General features: G+C 38.8%; 19 protein-coding genes. 7 read left to right on the top strand and 12 right to left on the bottom strand.

From position 1 onward, the window contains the following. Positions 1 to 60: 60 nt before the first annotated feature. Both GQO80_RS13470 and GQO80_RS13465 read right to left on the bottom strand, forming a co-directional pair. Complete coding sequence (locus GQO80_RS13470; protein ID WP_157208889.1) at positions 61 to 1,410, bottom strand: TolC family protein; 1,350 nt, start codon at positions 1,408 to 1,410, stop codon at positions 61 to 63. Positions 1,411 to 1,412: 2 nt separating this feature from the next. After that, positions 1,413 to 2,018, bottom strand: coding sequence for a TetR/AcrR family transcriptional regulator (locus GQO80_RS13465; protein ID WP_157208888.1), 606 nt, complete (start codon positions 2,016 to 2,018; stop codon positions 1,413 to 1,415). 123 nt (positions 2,019 to 2,141) lie between these two features. Here GQO80_RS13465 and GQO80_RS13460 point away from each other — a divergent pair, with 123 nt between their 5' ends. From GQO80_RS13460 to GQO80_RS13430, 7 genes are all read left to right on the top strand, one after another. Continuing rightward, positions 2,142 to 3,116 (top strand): polyprenyl synthetase family protein, encoded by a 975-nt coding sequence (locus GQO80_RS13460; RefSeq protein ID WP_157208887.1) that lies wholly within the window; start codon positions 2,142 to 2,144, stop codon positions 3,114 to 3,116. Further along, a complete protein-coding gene (locus GQO80_RS13455; RefSeq protein ID WP_157208921.1) occupies positions 3,116 to 3,466 on the top strand; it encodes a hypothetical protein in 351 nt (116 codons plus the stop codon). The genes GQO80_RS13460 and GQO80_RS13455 overlap by 1 nt, the downstream gene beginning before the upstream one ends. Positions 3,467 to 3,570: 104 nt before the next feature. Then, positions 3,571 to 4,005, top strand: a complete 435-nt coding sequence (locus GQO80_RS13450) for a hypothetical protein (RefSeq protein ID WP_157208886.1) — start codon at positions 3,571 to 3,573, stop codon at positions 4,003 to 4,005. Between the two features lie 263 nt (positions 4,006 to 4,268). Then, positions 4,269 to 4,703, top strand: a complete 435-nt coding sequence (locus tag GQO80_RS13445; protein WP_157208885.1) for an RrF2 family transcriptional regulator — start codon at positions 4,269 to 4,271, stop codon at positions 4,701 to 4,703. 92 nt (positions 4,704 to 4,795) lie between these two features. Continuing rightward, positions 4,796 to 5,527: an iron-sulfur cluster repair di-iron protein gene (gene ric / locus GQO80_RS13440; RefSeq protein ID WP_157208884.1), complete on the top strand. Its 732-nt coding sequence runs from the start codon at positions 4,796 to 4,798 to the stop codon at positions 5,525 to 5,527. Between the two features lie 155 nt (positions 5,528 to 5,682). Next, entirely contained in the window at positions 5,683 to 6,876 is a 1,194-nt protein-coding gene (locus GQO80_RS13435) for a hypothetical protein (RefSeq protein WP_157208883.1), read from the top strand. After that, the gene (locus tag GQO80_RS13430; RefSeq protein WP_157208882.1) at positions 6,866 to 7,327 is read left to right on the top strand and encodes a hemerythrin domain-containing protein; all 462 of its coding nucleotides are present in this window, start codon (positions 6,866 to 6,868) and stop codon (positions 7,325 to 7,327) included. The genes GQO80_RS13435 and GQO80_RS13430 overlap by 11 nt, the downstream gene beginning before the upstream one ends. Positions 7,328 to 7,513: 186 nt before the next feature. Here the strand turns inward: GQO80_RS13430 and GQO80_RS13425 are convergent, their stop codons facing one another. From GQO80_RS13425 to nirK, 10 genes are all read right to left on the bottom strand, one after another. After that, positions 7,514 to 7,750, bottom strand: coding sequence for a cytochrome C oxidase subunit IV family protein (locus GQO80_RS13425; RefSeq protein ID WP_157208881.1), 237 nt, complete (start codon positions 7,748 to 7,750; stop codon positions 7,514 to 7,516). Between the two features lies 1 nt (position 7,751). Then, positions 7,752 to 8,333 (bottom strand): cytochrome c oxidase subunit 3, encoded by a 582-nt coding sequence (locus GQO80_RS13420; protein WP_157208880.1) that lies wholly within the window; start codon positions 8,331 to 8,333, stop codon positions 7,752 to 7,754. A gap of 3 nt (positions 8,334 to 8,336) precedes the next feature. Further along, positions 8,337 to 9,311 carry a DUF438 domain-containing protein gene (locus tag GQO80_RS13415; RefSeq protein ID WP_157208879.1) on the bottom strand — a complete coding sequence of 325 codons (975 nt, stop codon included), beginning with the start codon at positions 9,309 to 9,311 and terminating at the stop codon, positions 8,337 to 8,339. 30 nt (positions 9,312 to 9,341) lie between these two features. After that, positions 9,342 to 11,117, bottom strand: coding sequence for a nitric oxide reductase activation protein NorD (locus GQO80_RS13410; RefSeq protein ID WP_157208878.1), 1,776 nt, complete (start codon positions 11,115 to 11,117; stop codon positions 9,342 to 9,344). Between the two features lie 59 nt (positions 11,118 to 11,176). Next, positions 11,177 to 11,950: a CbbQ/NirQ/NorQ/GpvN family protein gene (locus GQO80_RS13405; RefSeq protein WP_157208877.1), complete on the bottom strand. Its 774-nt coding sequence runs from the start codon at positions 11,948 to 11,950 to the stop codon at positions 11,177 to 11,179. Positions 11,951 to 12,028: 78 nt separating this feature from the next. Beyond that, positions 12,029 to 13,369: a cbb3-type cytochrome c oxidase subunit I gene (locus GQO80_RS13400; RefSeq protein WP_157208876.1), complete on the bottom strand. Its 1,341-nt coding sequence runs from the start codon at positions 13,367 to 13,369 to the stop codon at positions 12,029 to 12,031. Positions 13,370 to 13,385: 16 nt separating this feature from the next. Beyond that, entirely contained in the window at positions 13,386 to 13,820 is a 435-nt protein-coding gene (locus GQO80_RS13395) for a c-type cytochrome (RefSeq protein ID WP_157208875.1), read from the bottom strand. A gap of 24 nt (positions 13,821 to 13,844) precedes the next feature. Continuing rightward, the gene (locus tag GQO80_RS13390; RefSeq protein ID WP_157208874.1) at positions 13,845 to 14,561 is read right to left on the bottom strand and encodes an SCO family protein; all 717 of its coding nucleotides are present in this window, start codon (positions 14,559 to 14,561) and stop codon (positions 13,845 to 13,847) included. A gap of 56 nt (positions 14,562 to 14,617) precedes the next feature. Then, positions 14,618 to 15,397: a formylglycine-generating enzyme family protein gene (locus tag GQO80_RS13385; RefSeq protein WP_157208873.1), complete on the bottom strand. Its 780-nt coding sequence runs from the start codon at positions 15,395 to 15,397 to the stop codon at positions 14,618 to 14,620. 9 nt (positions 15,398 to 15,406) lie between these two features. Then, positions 15,407 to 16,855: a copper-containing nitrite reductase gene (gene nirK, locus GQO80_RS13380; RefSeq protein ID WP_157208872.1), complete on the bottom strand. Its 1,449-nt coding sequence runs from the start codon at positions 16,853 to 16,855 to the stop codon at positions 15,407 to 15,409. Between the last annotated feature and the right edge of the window lie 2 nt (positions 16,856 to 16,857).

Genomic DNA, 16,857 nt, shown 5'->3' with positions numbered 1-16,857 from the left:
ATGCAATTTGCAAATCATTACTGGTTTTTTCCAATTTTCTGAAATGCTCATTTCATAGGGCTAGTTGTTTATGGTGATGGTGTTTAATATGGTTTCCAAAGCGGCTTTTTTGTTAATAACATCCAGCATCGCTTGTAAAAATTCTTGTTGCGCCGTATATAATTGTGTTTGTGCCTGCCTTAAATCGAAACTCGATGAGAGGCCTTCAAAAAACTTGGTCTCGTTTTTTTGTTCAATGCGTTCGGCAAGGTTTAGGTTTTGTTTTTTATTGTCGTAATCTTCAATGGCAAATTGGTAATCGCTTTTTGCCGATGCCGCTTGTAGTTGTAATTTTTGTTCGGTTTCCAATAAATCGTTTTCAGATTTTTGAAGATTGATTTTCGCGCGTTGTGTGGCGGCGCTTCTACCTAACGAGCTAAATATAGGAATGTGCATATTGACTCCAAATAGCGAAGAGCCAAACCATTTTTGGTCCTTGTTTGTAAACTCAAACTTGTTGCCAAACGCATTGTAGCCACCGTTAATAAAAGCGTTTAGGGTAGGTAGGGCTTTGCTTTTTTCGAGCTTGAGCAAAAGTTCTTTGGAGCGTTTGTCGTTTTCGGCAATTTGGTAATCGATGGAATTTTCAAGGTTTAACTGCGCGTCAACAAGTTCCAACGTTATATTTTGTACCGTTAAGCTTTCGAGGCTATCGGTTAAAACGGTGCGGTTGTAAACATCCAAACCTAGTGTTATATTTAGCATTTGGTAGGCTAGGGTTTTTAATCGAACGGTGTTTTTTAATGAGCTTTCAACCCCCGATAAAGTAATTTGTAGTTGCTCCACGCTTTCTTCTTCATCCAGCCCATTTTCATACATTTTTGTGATGTCGTTTAGGTTTTTTTCAAGGATGGCCCTGTTTTTTTCAAGAATGGCTACACTTTCTTCGGCAAGCAATACATTGCCGTAGGCATTTATTACCGCTTTTCTAATTTCCAAATCGGTTTTTGTCTTGGCGTTTTTCGAGATTTCCAGAAACACTTTCGCCGATTGCAAACCAACAAGGTACGAGCCATCAAATAGTTTCTGGCTTAAGGTAGCCGTGGCGTTAACGCTTTGTTTGGTGCCAAAGGCAATTTCGGCAAACTCGCCAGGGTTGCCTCCAAAAAACTCGGCAGGAATTAAGGACACCTGTTGCTTTAAGAAATTTTGGTAGCTTATATCGGCCGAGATTTGCGGCAGGCCCGTAGAAGTGGTTTCCCATTTTTGCTGTTTGGCGGCTTCAATATCCAAGGAAGCGTTTTTGGCGGTTCGGTTGTTCTGCAAGGCAAAATTAATGGCTTCCTGTAAACTGAAGCCTTGTTGGTTTTCTTGGGAAAATCCTACGATTGACAACAGAAAAGTAAAAATTATAATTAGTTTGTACTTCATATTTATGATTGATTTGTTGTTATAAACGTGTTCAATACCAAAAGCCCTTTTTCGGTAACAATGGCCCTTAAATGGTATTCTAGGTAGCTTTCCATCAAGTACTCGGTAGCGTATAGGGTTTTAGGAAAATACTGTTCGTCTTTTATCCCTATCATGCCGTTAAAGTACATTCTTGAAATAAAATCGACATTAATGGTTGGGCGAAACAATTCGAGCTGGATTCCTTTTTGAAGACTTTCCTTTACCGATTCGTGCATTTTTTCAAATTGTTTCATGTGCAAACGTTGGTAAATTTGCGGGTAATATTTTTTTAGCTGGTATTGTGGCGAGGTTTTTTCATCTTTCAAATGCTGCATCACAAACATTTTTATGTCGTATAGCTGTTCTATGGGGTTTAATGAGGTGTTGCTAATGCCATCAATTCCTTCACAAATAGTTTCAAAAACCTCGAATGTTACGGCTTCCACCAATTTGGTTTTGTTTGGAAAATGCACATAAATGGTTTTTTTCGATATGGCCATTTCGTGGGCAATATCGTCCATGGTAACGCTTTTAAAACCTAGGTTTAAAAAGAGTTCGGCCGATTTCTGTAAAATTTTTTTTCTCATAACAGGGTGCAAATATACTCAGGAAACTTTAAAAACCAAAAAAGTTTCCGCAGTAGAGCCAATTTTCTTATTAAATTTTATTTTCAAACTTATAAATAGACGCAATTAACTTATTTTTGTTTCATGCAGTCCATAGAAACATATCAAAAAGCCTTTGTTGCTTACCTTCAAGCGTATGCAACGGTAAAAGAACCCTTGGGTTTGTACCAACCCATACAGTATATTTTACATTTAGGAGGCAAGCGTTTGCGCCCGGTGTTAACATTGTTATCGGCCGAAATTTTTAATGCCGACTATAAAAATGCCCTAAATGCAGCGTTAAGTGTTGAGGTGTTCCACAATTTTTCGTTGGTGCACGATGATATTATGGACGATGCACCCTTGCGAAGAGGCCAAAAAACCGTTCATGAAAAGTGGAATGTGAATACCGGTATTCTGTCTGGCGATGCCATGTTAATCATGGCCTACCAGCTTTTTGAAAACTACGAACCCGCAACGTTTCAAGCGTTGGCTAAACTGTTCAGTAAAACCGCTTTGGAAGTATGCGAAGGGCAGCAATACGATGTCGATTTTGAAACCAGAACCCATGTTTCGGTAGCAGAATATTTAAAAATGATTGAATTTAAAACCGCTGTTTTGGTGGGGGCTGCCATGAAAATGGGCGCTATTGTTGCCAATGCTTCGGAAGAAGATCAAAACCACCTTTACGAATTTGGCAAAAATTTGGGCATTGCGTTCCAGTTGCAAGACGATTATTTGGATGCCTTCGGAAACCCCGAAACGTTTGGCAAACAAGTGGGAGGCGATATAATTGAGAACAAAAAAACCTATTTGTACATTAAAGCTTTGGAGTTTTCAAATGAAGAAAACAGGTTGAAACTTATAAAACTTTTTAGCGAGACCCCTAAAGACAAGCATCAAAAAATTGAAACCGTAAAGCAAATTTTTGTTGAAAGTGGTTCGGCCCTTGCTACAAAAGAAGCCATTCAAAACTTTACCGATAAGGCATTTTCAGGGTTGGCTTTTTTAAATATTTCAGAAGAAAAAAAGCACTTGTTACGGGCATTTGGCACTAATTTAATGAACCGAACCGTTTGATGCAGTTGCCAACCACTTTTGAAGCCTTAATTGATGAAGCCCATGAACTGGAGTTATATAAAAAACTCATCCACCAACTTAACAAGGATTTTTTGCTAGCAAACATCAATCTTGGGTTTGATGAAGAAATTCTTCCAACAAGCCTAAAATATTTGCTTCATGAAACCGTTTTTAAGCTCATTCAAGAAAAATTTACCGATTACCTAAACCTGCTTTACATTATTGATGTTTCAGAAAAAAGCATCAAAGCCTTGGATGGGAGCGATTTGCTTAAACTATCAGAAGAGGTTACGTTCTTGATTTTAAAGCGCGAATGGCAAAAAGTGTGGTTACGAAATGCCTATAAATAAATAGAATAAATTTAGACACGAATTATATATTTCTTTGATTGAAAGTCTTTGGGATTTTATAGATTTGTGTTGTACCTATGTTGTAAAACATTTGAGAGAAACCAATGAGTAAAGTTTATGATTACGTTTTTTTTAGTATTTATAGAAATACGAGCATAACAAATAAATCTATTCCTGACTGGTCAACGATTATTGCCATCTCAATGATTTTAGCTTTTAATATTTTTTCTATTCTGATTTACATAGAATACGATATTGAATCAATTGGGGAAAAAGGATTTGGAGCTATACCATTGATTTTGATTGGAATAAATTATTTTTATTTTTTAAAAAACAATAAATATGAGATTATCTTAAACCGATTTGAAAACCACCAGAATAAATTATTTTTGGACTCAATAGTTTTGACCTATGCTTGTGTTTCTGTTATGACTCTGTTTTATTTTTTGAAAATTGAATTAGAAACGACATTGTTTATGACTGGATTTATTGCTTTGAGTGGTATAATTCCTTATCTGTTTAGGAAGAAAAAAGAATGAAAAACGTTTTACAACACCGTGTAAAAAACATTGCTTATTTTAGTTCAACCGTTTGGTCGTTGCTTTGTTTGCACATAAACGTTTACCATAAATTTAACAAAACGCTGATTTTTCAGAACATAAAATTCATGGTCGGCTCACATACATCAACGTTTCCCCATAAAACATCAAATTTATACATTCGTGGCGCATTAAAAATTAATTCGGATAAATTTGTCTTAATTAAAAAATAGTTGTATATTTGCATCAAATATTGAGATTTTATGTTTTCAAAAGCTTGTGAATATGGCATCAAGGCCGCCATTTTTATCGCTATCAATTCGTTTGAGGGCAAACGGGTAAGCCCCAAGGAAATTGCCGAAGAAATTAATTCGCCACAAGCCTTTACCGCCAAAATTTTACAGGCTTTGGCAAGAAACAACATTGTTTACTCGATTAAAGGAGCTCATGGTGGTTTTGAGTTGGATAAAAAAACCATTGGGGCCATAAAATTGGCGCAAATAGTAAAAGCCATTGATGGCGATAGCATTTATAACGGTTGCGGTTTGGGCTTGCAAAAATGCGATGAAAACCACCCATGTCCTGTACACGACAAGTTTAAATTGGTAAGGGACGAGCTTAAATTTATGCTAGAAAACACAAGTCTTGAAGAGTTGGCGCTCGACATTAAAGCGGGCGGCTCATTTTTAAAGACCTAAAAAAATTTGAATATAAATAGGATAAAAATATCCGAAATAAATTGTTTAATAAAAAAGAAACACCTTTTTTTGAAAAAGGTTAGCAGATGACCATGGAAACATTAGAAAAAGATTCACAAAAACAAATCGGACAATTTGTGGCCGACGATTTTAGAACCGCTGCCGTATTTAACAAATATGGTATCGATTTTTGCTGCAAAGGCGACAGAACCGTTGCAGAAGTATGCGATAAAAAAGGTCTTAGCCCACAAACGCTAATAGATGAACTGGAAGCCGTTTTGAACTCAAAAACAGACCAATCTATCGATTATAAATCATGGCCCTTGGATTTGTTGGCCGAATATATCGAGAAAAAACACCACCGTTATGTAGAAGAAAAAGCACCGGTATTGAAACAATTTTTAAGCAAATTGTGTGCTGTTCATGGGCAAAGGCATCCGGAATTGTTTGAAATAAACGAACTTTTTACGGCATCTGCCGGCGAACTGGCTTCACACATGAAAAAAGAAGAGCTTATTCTATTCCCGTTTGTAAAGCGCATGGTAAAGGCAAAATTGGACAACGTAGCCATTCAATCGCCCCAATTTGGAACGGTTGGAAACCCCATTGCTATGATGATGGAAGAACATGAAAATGAAGGTGAACGTTTTAGGAAAATTGCTGAATTAACAAACAACTACAACCCACCTGCCGATGCTTGTAACACCTACCGTGTAACCTTCGCAATGTTGGACGAATTTGAAAAGGATTTGCACTTGCACATTCATTTAGAAAACAATATTTTATTTCCTGCGGCTATTAAATTAGAACAGCAATTTGGTTAATAGCAAACATAGATTGATTTTATATTTCCCTATTTAACAGCCAATAAAATTCCAGGAGCATGCTTTTTTGTCTTCTGGAATTTTTAATTTTGAACCATCACTAGCAGTCAATGCCATTTTTTTTAAACTGCGAAGTTTCATATAAACCATTTATAATGCCTAAAAAACTTGTTTTGGTATGCTTGCTCAACTTTTTTGTGGCAGCCCTTTTGGGTTTGGCGTTGCGCTATTTTTTTGTACAACCAGCAGCTTATAATTACAGGTTTTTAACGCATGCCCATTCGCACGTGGCCATGTTGGGTTGGGTGTATTTAATGCTTTTTGTGCTTATTGTACATTATTTTGTTCCAGAAAAAAAGCCCCTATACAATAGGTTGTTTTGGCTTACCGAATTGGCGGTTTTAGGCATGTTGCTCAGTTTTCCGTTTCAAGGCTATGCGGCGGTTTCCATTACTTTTTCAACCTTGCATATTTTTTGCAGTTACTATTTTGCCTACCTTATTTTTAAAAATCACAGCACACCATCCAAGGTCACCAGCTATTTGTTAAAAACCGCCTTGGTTTTTATGTTGGTTTCCACCGCAGGTGTTTGGTGTTTAGGGCCAGCAGTAGCAACGGTTGGGCAAGCCTCGGCATTTTACCAAATAGCCATCCAGTTTTTTTTACATTTTCAGTTTAACGGGTGGTTTTTAATTGCGGTTCTTGCTGTATTGTGCCATCAATTGCAACTGCATGATTCTAAAGAATTCCGTTTGTTTTTCGGCCTTTTAATTGTTGCCACGGTTTTAACCTTTGCTTTGCCCGTAAACTGGTTTGTACCGCACGTTTCGTTACTGTGGATAAATGGTTTGGGTGTTTTGTTGCAACTAGCAGCCTTGTTTTATTTTTTAAAAATGGCAAAACCGGCACTACAGGTTTTACTTAAAACACAATCACAAATAACCCAATGGCTCTATTGGTTTGCGTTGCTGTGCTTTATTTTGAAAATTGCATTGCAATCAGCATCCTTATTTCCTGAAATTTCAAATATGGCTTACCAATACAAAAATTTTGTTATTGGGTTTATCCATTTAACCATGTTGGGCGTGGTTTCGGGGTTTTTATTTGCTTTTTTACTGCAAAACAATTTAACAAAAACCAACAAAACCGTTGTTTTTGGGCTGTATGCTTTTCTTTTGGGTTTTGTTTTAACAGAAGCTATTTTGTTTGTTCAAGGCTGTTTTTTTTACTTCGGAAAAGGGTTTTTGCCAAATTATTATGTTCTGTTATTTTTATGTAGTATCTTATTGCCATTAGGCATTGGATGCTTTATACTTTCAATTTTAAACACCAAAACCCATGTCGCATAAACCCATGAAACGCCATAAAGCGCTACAACCATTAAGTAGGGAACATCATCACGGATTGTTATTGTCTTGGAAAATCAGGGCAGGTTTTAGCAAGAATATTGAACCAAATCGAATAAAAACCTACGCCGATTGGTTTTTTAAAAATCATCTTATTCCTCATTTTGATATGGAGGAACAGCATATTTTTACCATTTTGGAGGCCGACAACGAGTTGGTAAAACGCGCCTTGGCAGACCACAGACGTTTAAAACGCTTGTTTTTGGTAGATGAAGATATAGCAGCCGCATTAAGCAACATTGAAGAAACGCTGGATGCCCATATAAGGTTTGAGGAGCGTGTGCTGTTTCCGGAAATACAGAAAGTGGCCACCGAAGCGCAATTGGAATATATAGAAAAAATACATCAGGAGGCTGATTTTGTGGACAAGCTGGATGATGAATTTTGGAGATAAATACGGTAACTAAACGGCATGTGCGTTAGGGATTGAAGCGGCATCCTTTTTAAAACTAGGGAGAACAAACTTTGGATGGAACTGAATATTGGCAGATTGCTTCGTGCTTCGTACTCGCAATGACGTTTTAAAAAGATACAGCGTAAAGCCCGACCCTTGGGTAACGCCCAAAAAAGAGTTTGAGGGCTACTTAATGGCCCATACTATAACCGTAAAAAGCAGCACAAACCCAACAACCATCACCTTCCAAAAGGGGTTTGCTTTTTTTAGTTCCATAAATTGAAACGCGATTGCTATAAACTTGAATACGGCGAGCAGCAAAATAAGGAGCGCTACATACGGTGTGCCCAATTTTGAAAGTAACGCCGATGTGATGGTAAGCGCTATTAATATGATATAGGCGATGGTACTTGTTTTGTGCATGCTAAAAAAGTAAATAAATGATGGGGAACAGTAAGATCCAAATTAAATCGCACATGTGCCAAAATGCGGCACTGGCCTCGACATCTTCAAGGGTTGTGGTGCTGTTTTTTTTGCTAATGCCGAAGTAAACCGAGGTTAGAATAACCAATCCAACCAGCACATGGATAACATGAAATAAGGTAAGCATCCAGTAAAAAGTGAAAAATGTGTTGTAACCAATAGCAAAGCCCTCGTGTAGTTTTGTGGCATATTCGAAGCTTTTTAAACCCAGAAAGCACAACCCAAAAAACATGGTTACTAGGAGTAGTTTTTTAAATTTATCTGTGTTTTTTAGCTTTAATGCTTCTACAGAAATAGCCATAAAATAACCACTGGTTAACAGAAATAGGGTGTTTACCATACCAAAAGTGGCATTTAATTGAAGCCTTGAGGCATGAAATATTTCAACCGCTTGTTTGCCATAATAAACCATGGCAACAAGAGCTGCACCAAAAGTGAACAGTTCTAAAAATATGATAATCCATATTAAGATGCCACCGGGTGGGTAAAAAATATTTTTATAGTTTATTTCTTGTGTTTCCATGCTTTAATCCCAATCTAATAGTCGTTTTTCGCCTTGTAGTTTTTGAATGTCTGTAATATCTTGCGACATTTCAATCACGCCTTTGTATTGCTTGTTGTTATCGCGAATGGCAAAATACCGAATATGGATAATCTGACCTTTAAAGTTGAACCAGAATTCGGCAACATCTTTGGTGCCCGCCCTAAATTCATCTACAATACGCAATACCATATCCACACTTTTTGGCGGATGGCAAAAACGCACTTCACGGCCAATAATACCTTTGCTACGTGCAAAAACACGGTCGTCGCCACGGTTATAAAAAATAACTTTGTCGTTTTCGTCAACATAGGTGATATCGATGGGCAGGAAACGGAGTAAAAGGTTAACCTGTTCGGGGGTCATGTAACCTTCATCGTAATGGAAGGTGTTTTCTAGTGAAAACGATAGATCGCGGGTTGAAAAATCTTGACTTGGGTGCACATAAGTTGCTTCAACGGGCGGGTACGGACATGGTTTTTCGGGAAGCATCCAGCCAATTTCCTCGTCGCCTATATAAAATTCTTTCCATTCATCTTCCGAAATTAAATCCATGGCATTTGGAAACAAGCGGCCATCTTCAATGGTAAGCAAACGCGTTATGCCTTCAACCAAATAAGGAATGTTTTCCGTTATTTTTGCGGTATTCTTTTCTGAATTATAGCCGTTTAGCAACCGTATTTGCTCGCGTAAATTATCGTGAAACGACCACATGCCTTGCGATGGCCCGTGCCAATTATGTTTTTCTAAATAGGGAAACAATTGGTTTTCTTTTCGTTTGAAACGTTTTTCGATGGTGGTTAATTGATTGAAAATGTTGAAATATTTCTGAAAGTCTTCAACAGGGTTGGAATCGTTTAGTTCTAAAATCAAATCTTGTATTAAGGCGCTTTCCTGGTAATATACTTTTATAGGATGCCCTTTTGGTAATTGTTCTACTGTGGGTAAAAATGAGTTCATTTTGATGGGATATTATGCTAAAATTTTAATTTATGATTGATGCTTAATTTTTTCATACAACTTCACCATAGACTGTAACAGTTCAACGGGCGTGGTAAGAATTTGATAGTGGTTTTGCCCGAACATTTGGGGCAAATAGTATTTGGCTTGTGCCTCAATGGCCAAAGCATACGAGTTTATTTGGCGTTCGTTAAGTTCGCGCAAGGCTTGTTTTACATCGTTAACACCGTATTTGCCTTCGTATTTATCGTAATCATTTGGTTTGCCGTCCGATATTAAAATGACCCATTTGTTTTTGGTTTCGCGCTTATCCAACAAGGCTCCAGAATGGCGCAGTGCCGCACCAATACGGGTATAACCACTGGGTTCTATGGCGCCAATGCGGTATTTGGCGGTATCCCAATGCTCGTCAAAGTTTTTTAGGCCTAAATAGGATGAATGGTTGCGTGTTTTAGAATAAAAACAATCAATAGAGAAATCGATGTTAAACTCATTTAAAATTTCGCCAAACAAAATGGACACTTGTTTCTCGACATCAATAACGCGGTTTCCGGCGGCGTAACCATCGCTAGAAAGGCTAATATCCAACAGCAATAAAATGGACAGGTCTTTTTCCTTTTTACGTTTGGACAGATATATTTTTTCTGAAGGAGTATGGCCGGATTTTACATCGATAAACAAATCGGTTATCGCATCAATATCAAACTCTTCACCCTGTGTTTGCCTGCGTTGTTGCTGGTATTTGTTGTTTACCGTGGTAAGCATTTTACGCAAACCTACCAATGTGGAGCGGTTTTCGTTAAGTGTTTTTTTATAATAGGAAACATCTGTTTTTAGCTGTGTTTTTGGATATACTTTGCAAAAATCGTTTTTGTAGGCACGTTTGGTATAATCCCATTCATCGTAATGGATAAAAGGGCCGTTGCTCTCACTTTCTGCACTTTCCAAGATGGTTGTGTTTTCGGTAAATTCGGCTTGATACACCGAGTGTGCCGTATCGTCCACCCGAACGGTGTGCTTCATTTGAACCTCGTCGAGCGCGTTGGAATGGTCCTCCAAATCGTCGTCACCGTCCATATCCCTAAAATTACCCCCAAACTCTTCGGCAGTTTCCACTTTTTCAAATCGGTGTTGAAGCACAGAGTCCTCTATTTGTTTTTGGTCTATTTGAACCGAGATGATTTCTTCAACGGCTCTCGATTTGATAGTAGTTTTTGGTTGTTCTTGATTTGCCGTTTTTACTTTTTCCGAAAAGTTTTTAAGTTGGTTTTCGGCATCGTCTTCTGGCGTGTTTTTCATCCATTTTCCATAAATAAACGAGAGGTCGGCCGGTTGTTTTTCGGTGGCCTTATTTTTATAGAAGGAAACGAATTTTTGATGGTATTTCTCGGTTATGGGAAATTGATTGAACAGTTCTTTTAAAACTTCTTCTGAAGTTTCTTGAGCTTTTTGCTGCGATTCGGAGGTGTTGTGCTCTGCGGAATCGTTCCAATTAAAATCTAAATTTTTTTGAATGGCGAGGTAGAGGATCCTGAAGAGATAAAACGAGAGGTTTTCTTCCTCGGTTTCAAAATCGGAAAATTTTGTTGGTAAAAAAAAGTTATTGTTTTTATAGCCACCTTCACGTTCGGCCTCAAATAGTTCAATGGGTTCACCGGTAATGGCACGGGCAAAAATGGAAAGCCTGGGTTTGATGTCGCTTAAGTTTACGGCATGTTCGAGTGCTGCCTCTTTTTTCTTTTTCCGTTTTTTGAAGAAAAAGGCAAACTTGGTAAATATGTATTCATCTGGCTCGAATTCAAACATTCTTTTCAGTTTATGGTTTCAAGTTCAAAGCTTCGCGCCTTTGCGTGAAAAAAACCTTTTCATATCATTAAATCGCTTAAATCTTTAAGTGCTTGAACCACTTCCAAATCGTCGGTTAAAGGCTCAATAACGGCCACATGCACCGCTAAACGTTTTGGCAGCCCAGTATGGATTAATTTTGCGGCATCTACCAATAAGCGTGTTGAAACCGTTTCGGTAAGCCCAAGTTCGGTAAGGTTCCTAATTTTTGTGGCTATGTTTACCAATTTTTTAGCAACATCCATGGGAATGTTTGTTTCTGAAGTTAAAATTTCAGCTTCAATTTTTGCTTCAGGATATGCAAATGAAAGTGCGACAAAGCGTTGGCGCGTTGAAGGTTTCAACTCTTTAAACCCGCGTTGATAGCCGGGGTTGAAGGATGCAACAAGCATAAAGTTTTCATGTGCTTTTACGGTTTCGCCCAACTTATCAATAAACAGCTCGCGCCGGTGGTCGGTTAGGGAATGTATGGCAACAATAACGTCGGGTCGCGCTTCGGCAATTTCATCAAGATAGAAAATAGAGCCATTTTTAACGGCGGTAGTTAAGGGGCCATCCAGCCAAACGGTTTCGGCACCTTTGATAATGAAGCGCCCTATTAAATCGGTTGATGATGTTTCCTCATGGCAGGAAATGGTAATTAAACCTGATTTTAATTTATGTGCCATGTGTTCTACAAAACGCGACTTTCCGGTGCCTGTGGGCCCCTTTAGCAAAAGCGGGATTTTACAGGTATGGGCATGCTCAAAAACATCTAATTCCTTATCGATGGCGTAATAATACGGTACATTCATTTGTTGCTTATTTTAATAAAAAACCAGAGCTAAGAATCTGTGTGAAAGTTAACCCTGGTTTAGTTTATTTGAATTAATTTAATGAGGTGTTGTTTCTAAGGCTTCATCGGTTGGTGTTCCGTGTTTATAGAAATCTATCATGTACATAATGATTCCGGTAGTAAATAACGTAGCGCAGATTATTAAAACAATGAAGTGGATTTCAATTTCCTTTTGAACTGCCATAAACTCCATTTTCAATTTCCGCTCCAAATACACTTGAACAACGCCAGCAACCCCAAAGGCAACCGTCATTCCTAAAATTCCAATATTAGAGAACCAAAAAGCCATTCGACCTAACGAACTGTCGTATAATTTTCGCCCAGTAAGGTTAGGCAAACTATAACTGATGATGGCCAAAACGATCATGGCATAAGCGCCCCAAAACGCTAAGTGACCGTGCATGGCGGTAACCAACGTACCGTGCGTATATAAATTGGTTTGTGGCAACGTATGTGCAAAACCTAACAGGCCAGCGCCTATAAACGATACGATGGCAGCACCGAGGGTCCAGTATAAAGCCAAGGTATTTGGGTGTTTTTTTTCACCTTTTCGGTACATATTAACCGCAAATAGTGCCATGGCCAAAAAGGCTAAAGGCTCTAACGCAGAGAAAATACCGCCCACGATTAGCCAAATTTTGTTTACCCCTATGTAGTAGTAATGGTGGCCAGTACCTAGAACACCCGATAAGAAAGTTAACCCAACAATAACGTACAGCCATTTTTCAATAACTTCCCTATCAACCCCTGTAAGTTTGATTAAAAGGAAAGATAAGATACCGCCCATAATAAGTTCCCAAACGCCTTCAACCCATAAATGCACTACCCACCATCTAAAGAATGAGTCTTTAACTTGGCTGTCAAAAGGGAGCATTCCCGGTAAGTATAAAAGTGCCGCGAAAAGAAGCCCCATAGAAAGCACCAAAGCGGTGGTGGTTCGTCGTTTTCCTTTAAAAAGCGTTACTAAAATAAGTCCTAAAAATAAAAGAACGTTTACAACCACCAGGTAATCCAAAGGTCTTGGGATTTCTAAAAACTTGCGTCCTTCCCAATAGTTAAAATGATAGCCAACAATGGCGACCACGCCCACAACCGCTAAACTTATTAACTGTACATAAGCCAATTTTACGCTTACCAATTCGTGTTGCGCTTCTTCTGGTATTATATAGTAAGCAGCACCCATAAAACCAGACAATAACCAAACCACCAATAAATTAGTGTGTACCGCCCTTGCTGTGTTAAACGGAATAACATCGTGCAAACCATCCATACCGGCGTGTGCAAAACCCATTATAAAACCATATACTATTTGAAGCCCAAACAATAACATGGAGAGCGCAAAAAACCAATACGCTACTTTTTGTGATTTATATTTCATTTGTATAATTTTTAGTTTAGTTTTCGTCTTTTGATAATGGTGATACTACGCGGTCGAAGCCATTTAGGTCAATTTTGCCAATCCATTCAAAAAAGGCAATCAGGTCGTTGGCTTCTTCTTTTGAAAAGCCGTAGGCAACCATTTTCCGTCCGTTAGGCTCCCAAGAAACGGGGGTCATTAAAACGGCTGTAACGTAACCTGCACCTCGTCGGTCGATTACTTTTGTCAATTCTGGAGCATAATAGGCTCCTTCGCCTAATACGGTATGGCACCCCATACAGTTATTGGCTTCCCAAAGATCTTTTCCGCGAACAACTGCTTCCGTTATTTCTTCATCATTTGATTGGTCTTGGGCTTTACTGAACGAGTAAATGGTAAGGCCAATAAATATTAAAAAAGTAACGACAGTTCCCCCAAGAAAAAAGGCACGTGCTTGTTTTTTTGATAACATATTTATTTAGATTTGATTAGTATTCTATGTTTTTGTTACGTCCAGGATGGTATGTACGGTTGTTTCGTTGTTAACCCCCAAACCTTCCTGTTGGTGCACCAATTCACCTTGTGGGTTAAACACGCTGATGATGTTTGAATGTGAAAAATCGATGGGTGAAATTTCTTTGTATTTTACCGATAGCACGTTTGCAAACTCACGAACACCGCTTTCGGTACCTTGCAAGAAGGTCCATTGTTCACCATCCATAGCGTTTTCTTTGGCAAAGGCTTTTAGTTTTTCTGGCGTATCAACTTTTGGGTCGATACTAACCAATACAAACTGGATGTTCTTTATTTTTTCATCTGGAATTTGTGCCTCAATGTGGCGCATATCTGCGGCCAACCGTGGGCACGCCGCTTTACAGGATGTGTAAATCATCACCATTACCAAGGTTTTGCCCTTTAAGTCTTTAAGCTGAATGGTTTTGTCGTTTTGGGTATGCCATAGAGAAGTTAAATTGAATATGGATTCTTCGGAAATGGCACCATCATTTTCTACTTTTGAAGTTTTTTCAACCGCTTTTAAGTCCATGTTACAAACGGGGCAACTTCCGGGTTCAGTATAGGTTTTTTCGCCTTCACATTGCATGGGGCATTGATAGACTTCAACAGTGTCGCCTTTCGATTTTTTTTCGGAATTGCAACTTTGAAATGTAAAAACGGTGATGAATGTTAACAGAATGTATTTTATGTAGTTCATTGTTGTTGGGTTGTTGGGTTATTGAGGTAGTAAGGCATCACCTTAATAACCAATAACTATTTCACTAATTTACTATCCTTTACACATCTAAAACCAAGGTTTTTCATGGAATATTTGGCTTTCAAACTACCCCGAATGGCATAACGCATAAAGGCGGCGTAATTCATTAAATTGGTGGCGTTTAAGGAAGCGCTTCCACAAAACAGCTTACTGTCCTTGTCGGAATCTTTTCTGGATTCGCCCGTTATGAGAACCGAATTGAAATCTTGTGTCCATTCCCAAACCAGTCCGTGCAAATCGTAAACGCCCCACACATTTTTTGGATGGTTCCCAATTGTGTTTTCGTTAGATCGGGGCGCTTCGTACCACGACAAGATTTGTGCATTGTAGGAAGGTTTGATGCGTGCATCTTTGGTGGTTTCATCGGCCATGGCAGCATATTCCCATTCATCGACCGTGGGTAGGCGTTTGCCTTGACATTCGCAGTATTCTTTAGCCGCAAACCACGAAACATAGGTTACGGGGCTGTTTGGTTTTTCAGAATCCTTCAATTCTAGGTCGTTTTTCCAGTTGGACAAATAACTGTTATCGGCAAATAGTTTAATAACTTTCGATTTGCGCCATTTTGGATATTTTTTTACAAAATCTACATAATCCTTGTTGGTAACAGGATAGGCGTCCATTTCAAAATCCGAAACCTCAACTACCGTGGAATCGCGACCGTAAAGCGGGATATACCGACTTCCTTTAATGGAAACCATGCCTTTAGACTGCGCGAAAAGTAGTGGTTGAAGCACTAAAAAAGCAACTAAAAGTTTAAAGGCGTGGGTTTTCATTGGTATGATTTATTTTTTGTTCTTTACTTTTTCAACCATATCGGTAGTTACTACTTTTCCTGAGTTGCCCCAACTGTTATAAACATAGGTCAATACATTGGCGATTTCAGCCGAAGAAAGCATTTGTTTGGTCATTACACTATTGTATTTTTGACCATTAACGGTGATTTCTCCTGTTTTTCCGTGCAAAACAATGCCAATGGCTCTATCAACATCAGCATTCAAATAATCTGATTTTGCCAATGGAGGAAAGGCGTTCGGTATGCCTTGGCCTTCTGCTTGATGACAGGCAAAACAGGTTTGCATATAAATATTTTTACCAAATTTTATTTGCTCTTCAATCGATTTGGCGGGTATTTCAGAAGCTACAACTTCACCTGTGGTAGGCATGGTTTGGATGCCTGGGCCTTCTGGTAAATAAACGTCGTCGCGCAATTCACCTGAATAAATTTTCTTGTCTTTTTCGCCTTCAACCTTCAACATACCCAAGGCTCCTTTATTGAAGGCTCTAAAAATAGCGTGATCGACTAAAATGAAGGTGCCCGGAACTTCAACACGAAACTCTACAATGGCTGCGCCTCCTGGGGGGATGACGGTGGTTTGTACATTTTCGTTTATTTTATCGCCACCTTCAATGTGAACTTTATCGAATATTTCCCCTATAACATGAAAGGCCGAAGTTAGGCCAGGGCCACCGTTACCAACAAAAAGCCTAACGGTTTCGCCCACTTTTGCAGTAATGGCATTATCGCCGGTTAAAGCACCTACTTTTCCATTAAACACTACATAGTCTGCTTTTTCATCCACGGCTTTTTGCATATCGAAAGGTTGCAAACCACGTTCGCCATTGGCACCTTTGGTATAAAAATCGCCTTGCATGATGTAGTATTCTTTGTCAACTGGGGGCAAACCACCTTCTGGCTCAACTAAAATTAAACCGTACATGCCGTTTGCAATGTGCATACCAACCGGAGCTGTGGCACAATGGTAAACATACAAACCAGGATTTAAGGTTTTGAACGAAAAGGTTTTTTCGTGCCCTGGGGCTACAAATGATGATTCTGCTCCACCACCTGGGCCGTTTACGGCATGCAAATCGATGTTGTGCGGTAATTTATTATTTGGGTGGTTCTGTAAATGGAACTCTACCTCATCGCCCACGCGGGTTCTTATAAAACTTCCCGGAACCGTGCCGCCAAAGGTCCAATATACATATTTAACGCCATCGGTCATCTCGCCTTCTTTTTCAAGAATTTCCATTTTAACGATAAGTTTTTTTGCTTTTCTTTTCCCAACGGGGGTAGGTACATGGGGTGGCGAGGTTAACTCAGCAATCATTTCTTTGTTTACGGGAATATCTTCGGCATTTTCATATTTTTTTTCCTCATTATTAAAACATGATGTAAAAAAAAGCATGAAAGCCACCGATAGTCCGAGTGCATATTTTAACTGTTTCATTT

It is taken from the genome of Mariniflexile maritimum (assembly GCF_009746565.1).
GTDB classification, from domain to species: domain Bacteria; phylum Bacteroidota; class Bacteroidia; order Flavobacteriales; family Flavobacteriaceae; genus Mariniflexile; species Mariniflexile maritimum.
The sequence above is the reverse complement of the archived record's forward strand: the minus strand, read 5'-3'. Positions and strand labels throughout refer to the sequence as shown.

Excerpts from the sequence above, each read along its gene's own strand:
- GQO80_RS13470 (WP_157208889.1), bottom strand. The coding sequence starts at position 1,410 with ATGAAGTACAAACTAATTATAATTTTTACTTTTCTGTTGTCAATCGTA.
- GQO80_RS13465 (WP_157208888.1), bottom strand. The coding sequence starts at position 2,018 with ATGAGAAAAAAAATTTTACAGAAATCGGCCGAACTCTTTTTAAACCTA.
- GQO80_RS13460 (WP_157208887.1), top strand. The coding sequence starts at position 2,142 with ATGCAGTCCATAGAAACATATCAAAAAGCCTTTGTTGCTTACCTTCAA.
- GQO80_RS13455 (WP_157208921.1), top strand. The coding sequence starts at position 3,116 with ATGCAGTTGCCAACCACTTTTGAAGCCTTAATTGATGAAGCCCATGAA.
- GQO80_RS13450 (WP_157208886.1), top strand. The coding sequence starts at position 3,571 with ATGAGTAAAGTTTATGATTACGTTTTTTTTAGTATTTATAGAAATACG.
- GQO80_RS13445 (WP_157208885.1), top strand. The coding sequence starts at position 4,269 with ATGTTTTCAAAAGCTTGTGAATATGGCATCAAGGCCGCCATTTTTATC.
- ric (WP_157208884.1), top strand. The coding sequence starts at position 4,796 with ATGGAAACATTAGAAAAAGATTCACAAAAACAAATCGGACAATTTGTG.
- GQO80_RS13435 (WP_157208883.1), top strand. The coding sequence starts at position 5,683 with ATGCCTAAAAAACTTGTTTTGGTATGCTTGCTCAACTTTTTTGTGGCA.
- GQO80_RS13430 (WP_157208882.1), top strand. The coding sequence starts at position 6,866 with ATGTCGCATAAACCCATGAAACGCCATAAAGCGCTACAACCATTAAGT.
- GQO80_RS13425 (WP_157208881.1), bottom strand. The coding sequence starts at position 7,750 with ATGCACAAAACAAGTACCATCGCCTATATCATATTAATAGCGCTTACC.
- GQO80_RS13420 (WP_157208880.1), bottom strand. The coding sequence starts at position 8,333 with ATGGAAACACAAGAAATAAACTATAAAAATATTTTTTACCCACCCGGT.
- GQO80_RS13415 (WP_157208879.1), bottom strand. The coding sequence starts at position 9,311 with ATGAACTCATTTTTACCCACAGTAGAACAATTACCAAAAGGGCATCCT.
- GQO80_RS13410 (WP_157208878.1), bottom strand. The coding sequence starts at position 11,117 with ATGTTTGAATTCGAGCCAGATGAATACATATTTACCAAGTTTGCCTTT.
- GQO80_RS13405 (WP_157208877.1), bottom strand. The coding sequence starts at position 11,950 with ATGAATGTACCGTATTATTACGCCATCGATAAGGAATTAGATGTTTTT.
- GQO80_RS13400 (WP_157208876.1), bottom strand. The coding sequence starts at position 13,369 with ATGAAATATAAATCACAAAAAGTAGCGTATTGGTTTTTTGCGCTCTCC.
- GQO80_RS13395 (WP_157208875.1), bottom strand. The coding sequence starts at position 13,820 with ATGTTATCAAAAAAACAAGCACGTGCCTTTTTTCTTGGGGGAACTGTC.
- GQO80_RS13390 (WP_157208874.1), bottom strand. The coding sequence starts at position 14,561 with ATGAACTACATAAAATACATTCTGTTAACATTCATCACCGTTTTTACA.
- GQO80_RS13385 (WP_157208873.1), bottom strand. The coding sequence starts at position 15,397 with ATGAAAACCCACGCCTTTAAACTTTTAGTTGCTTTTTTAGTGCTTCAA.
- nirK (WP_157208872.1), bottom strand. The coding sequence starts at position 16,855 with ATGAAACAGTTAAAATATGCACTCGGACTATCGGTGGCTTTCATGCTT.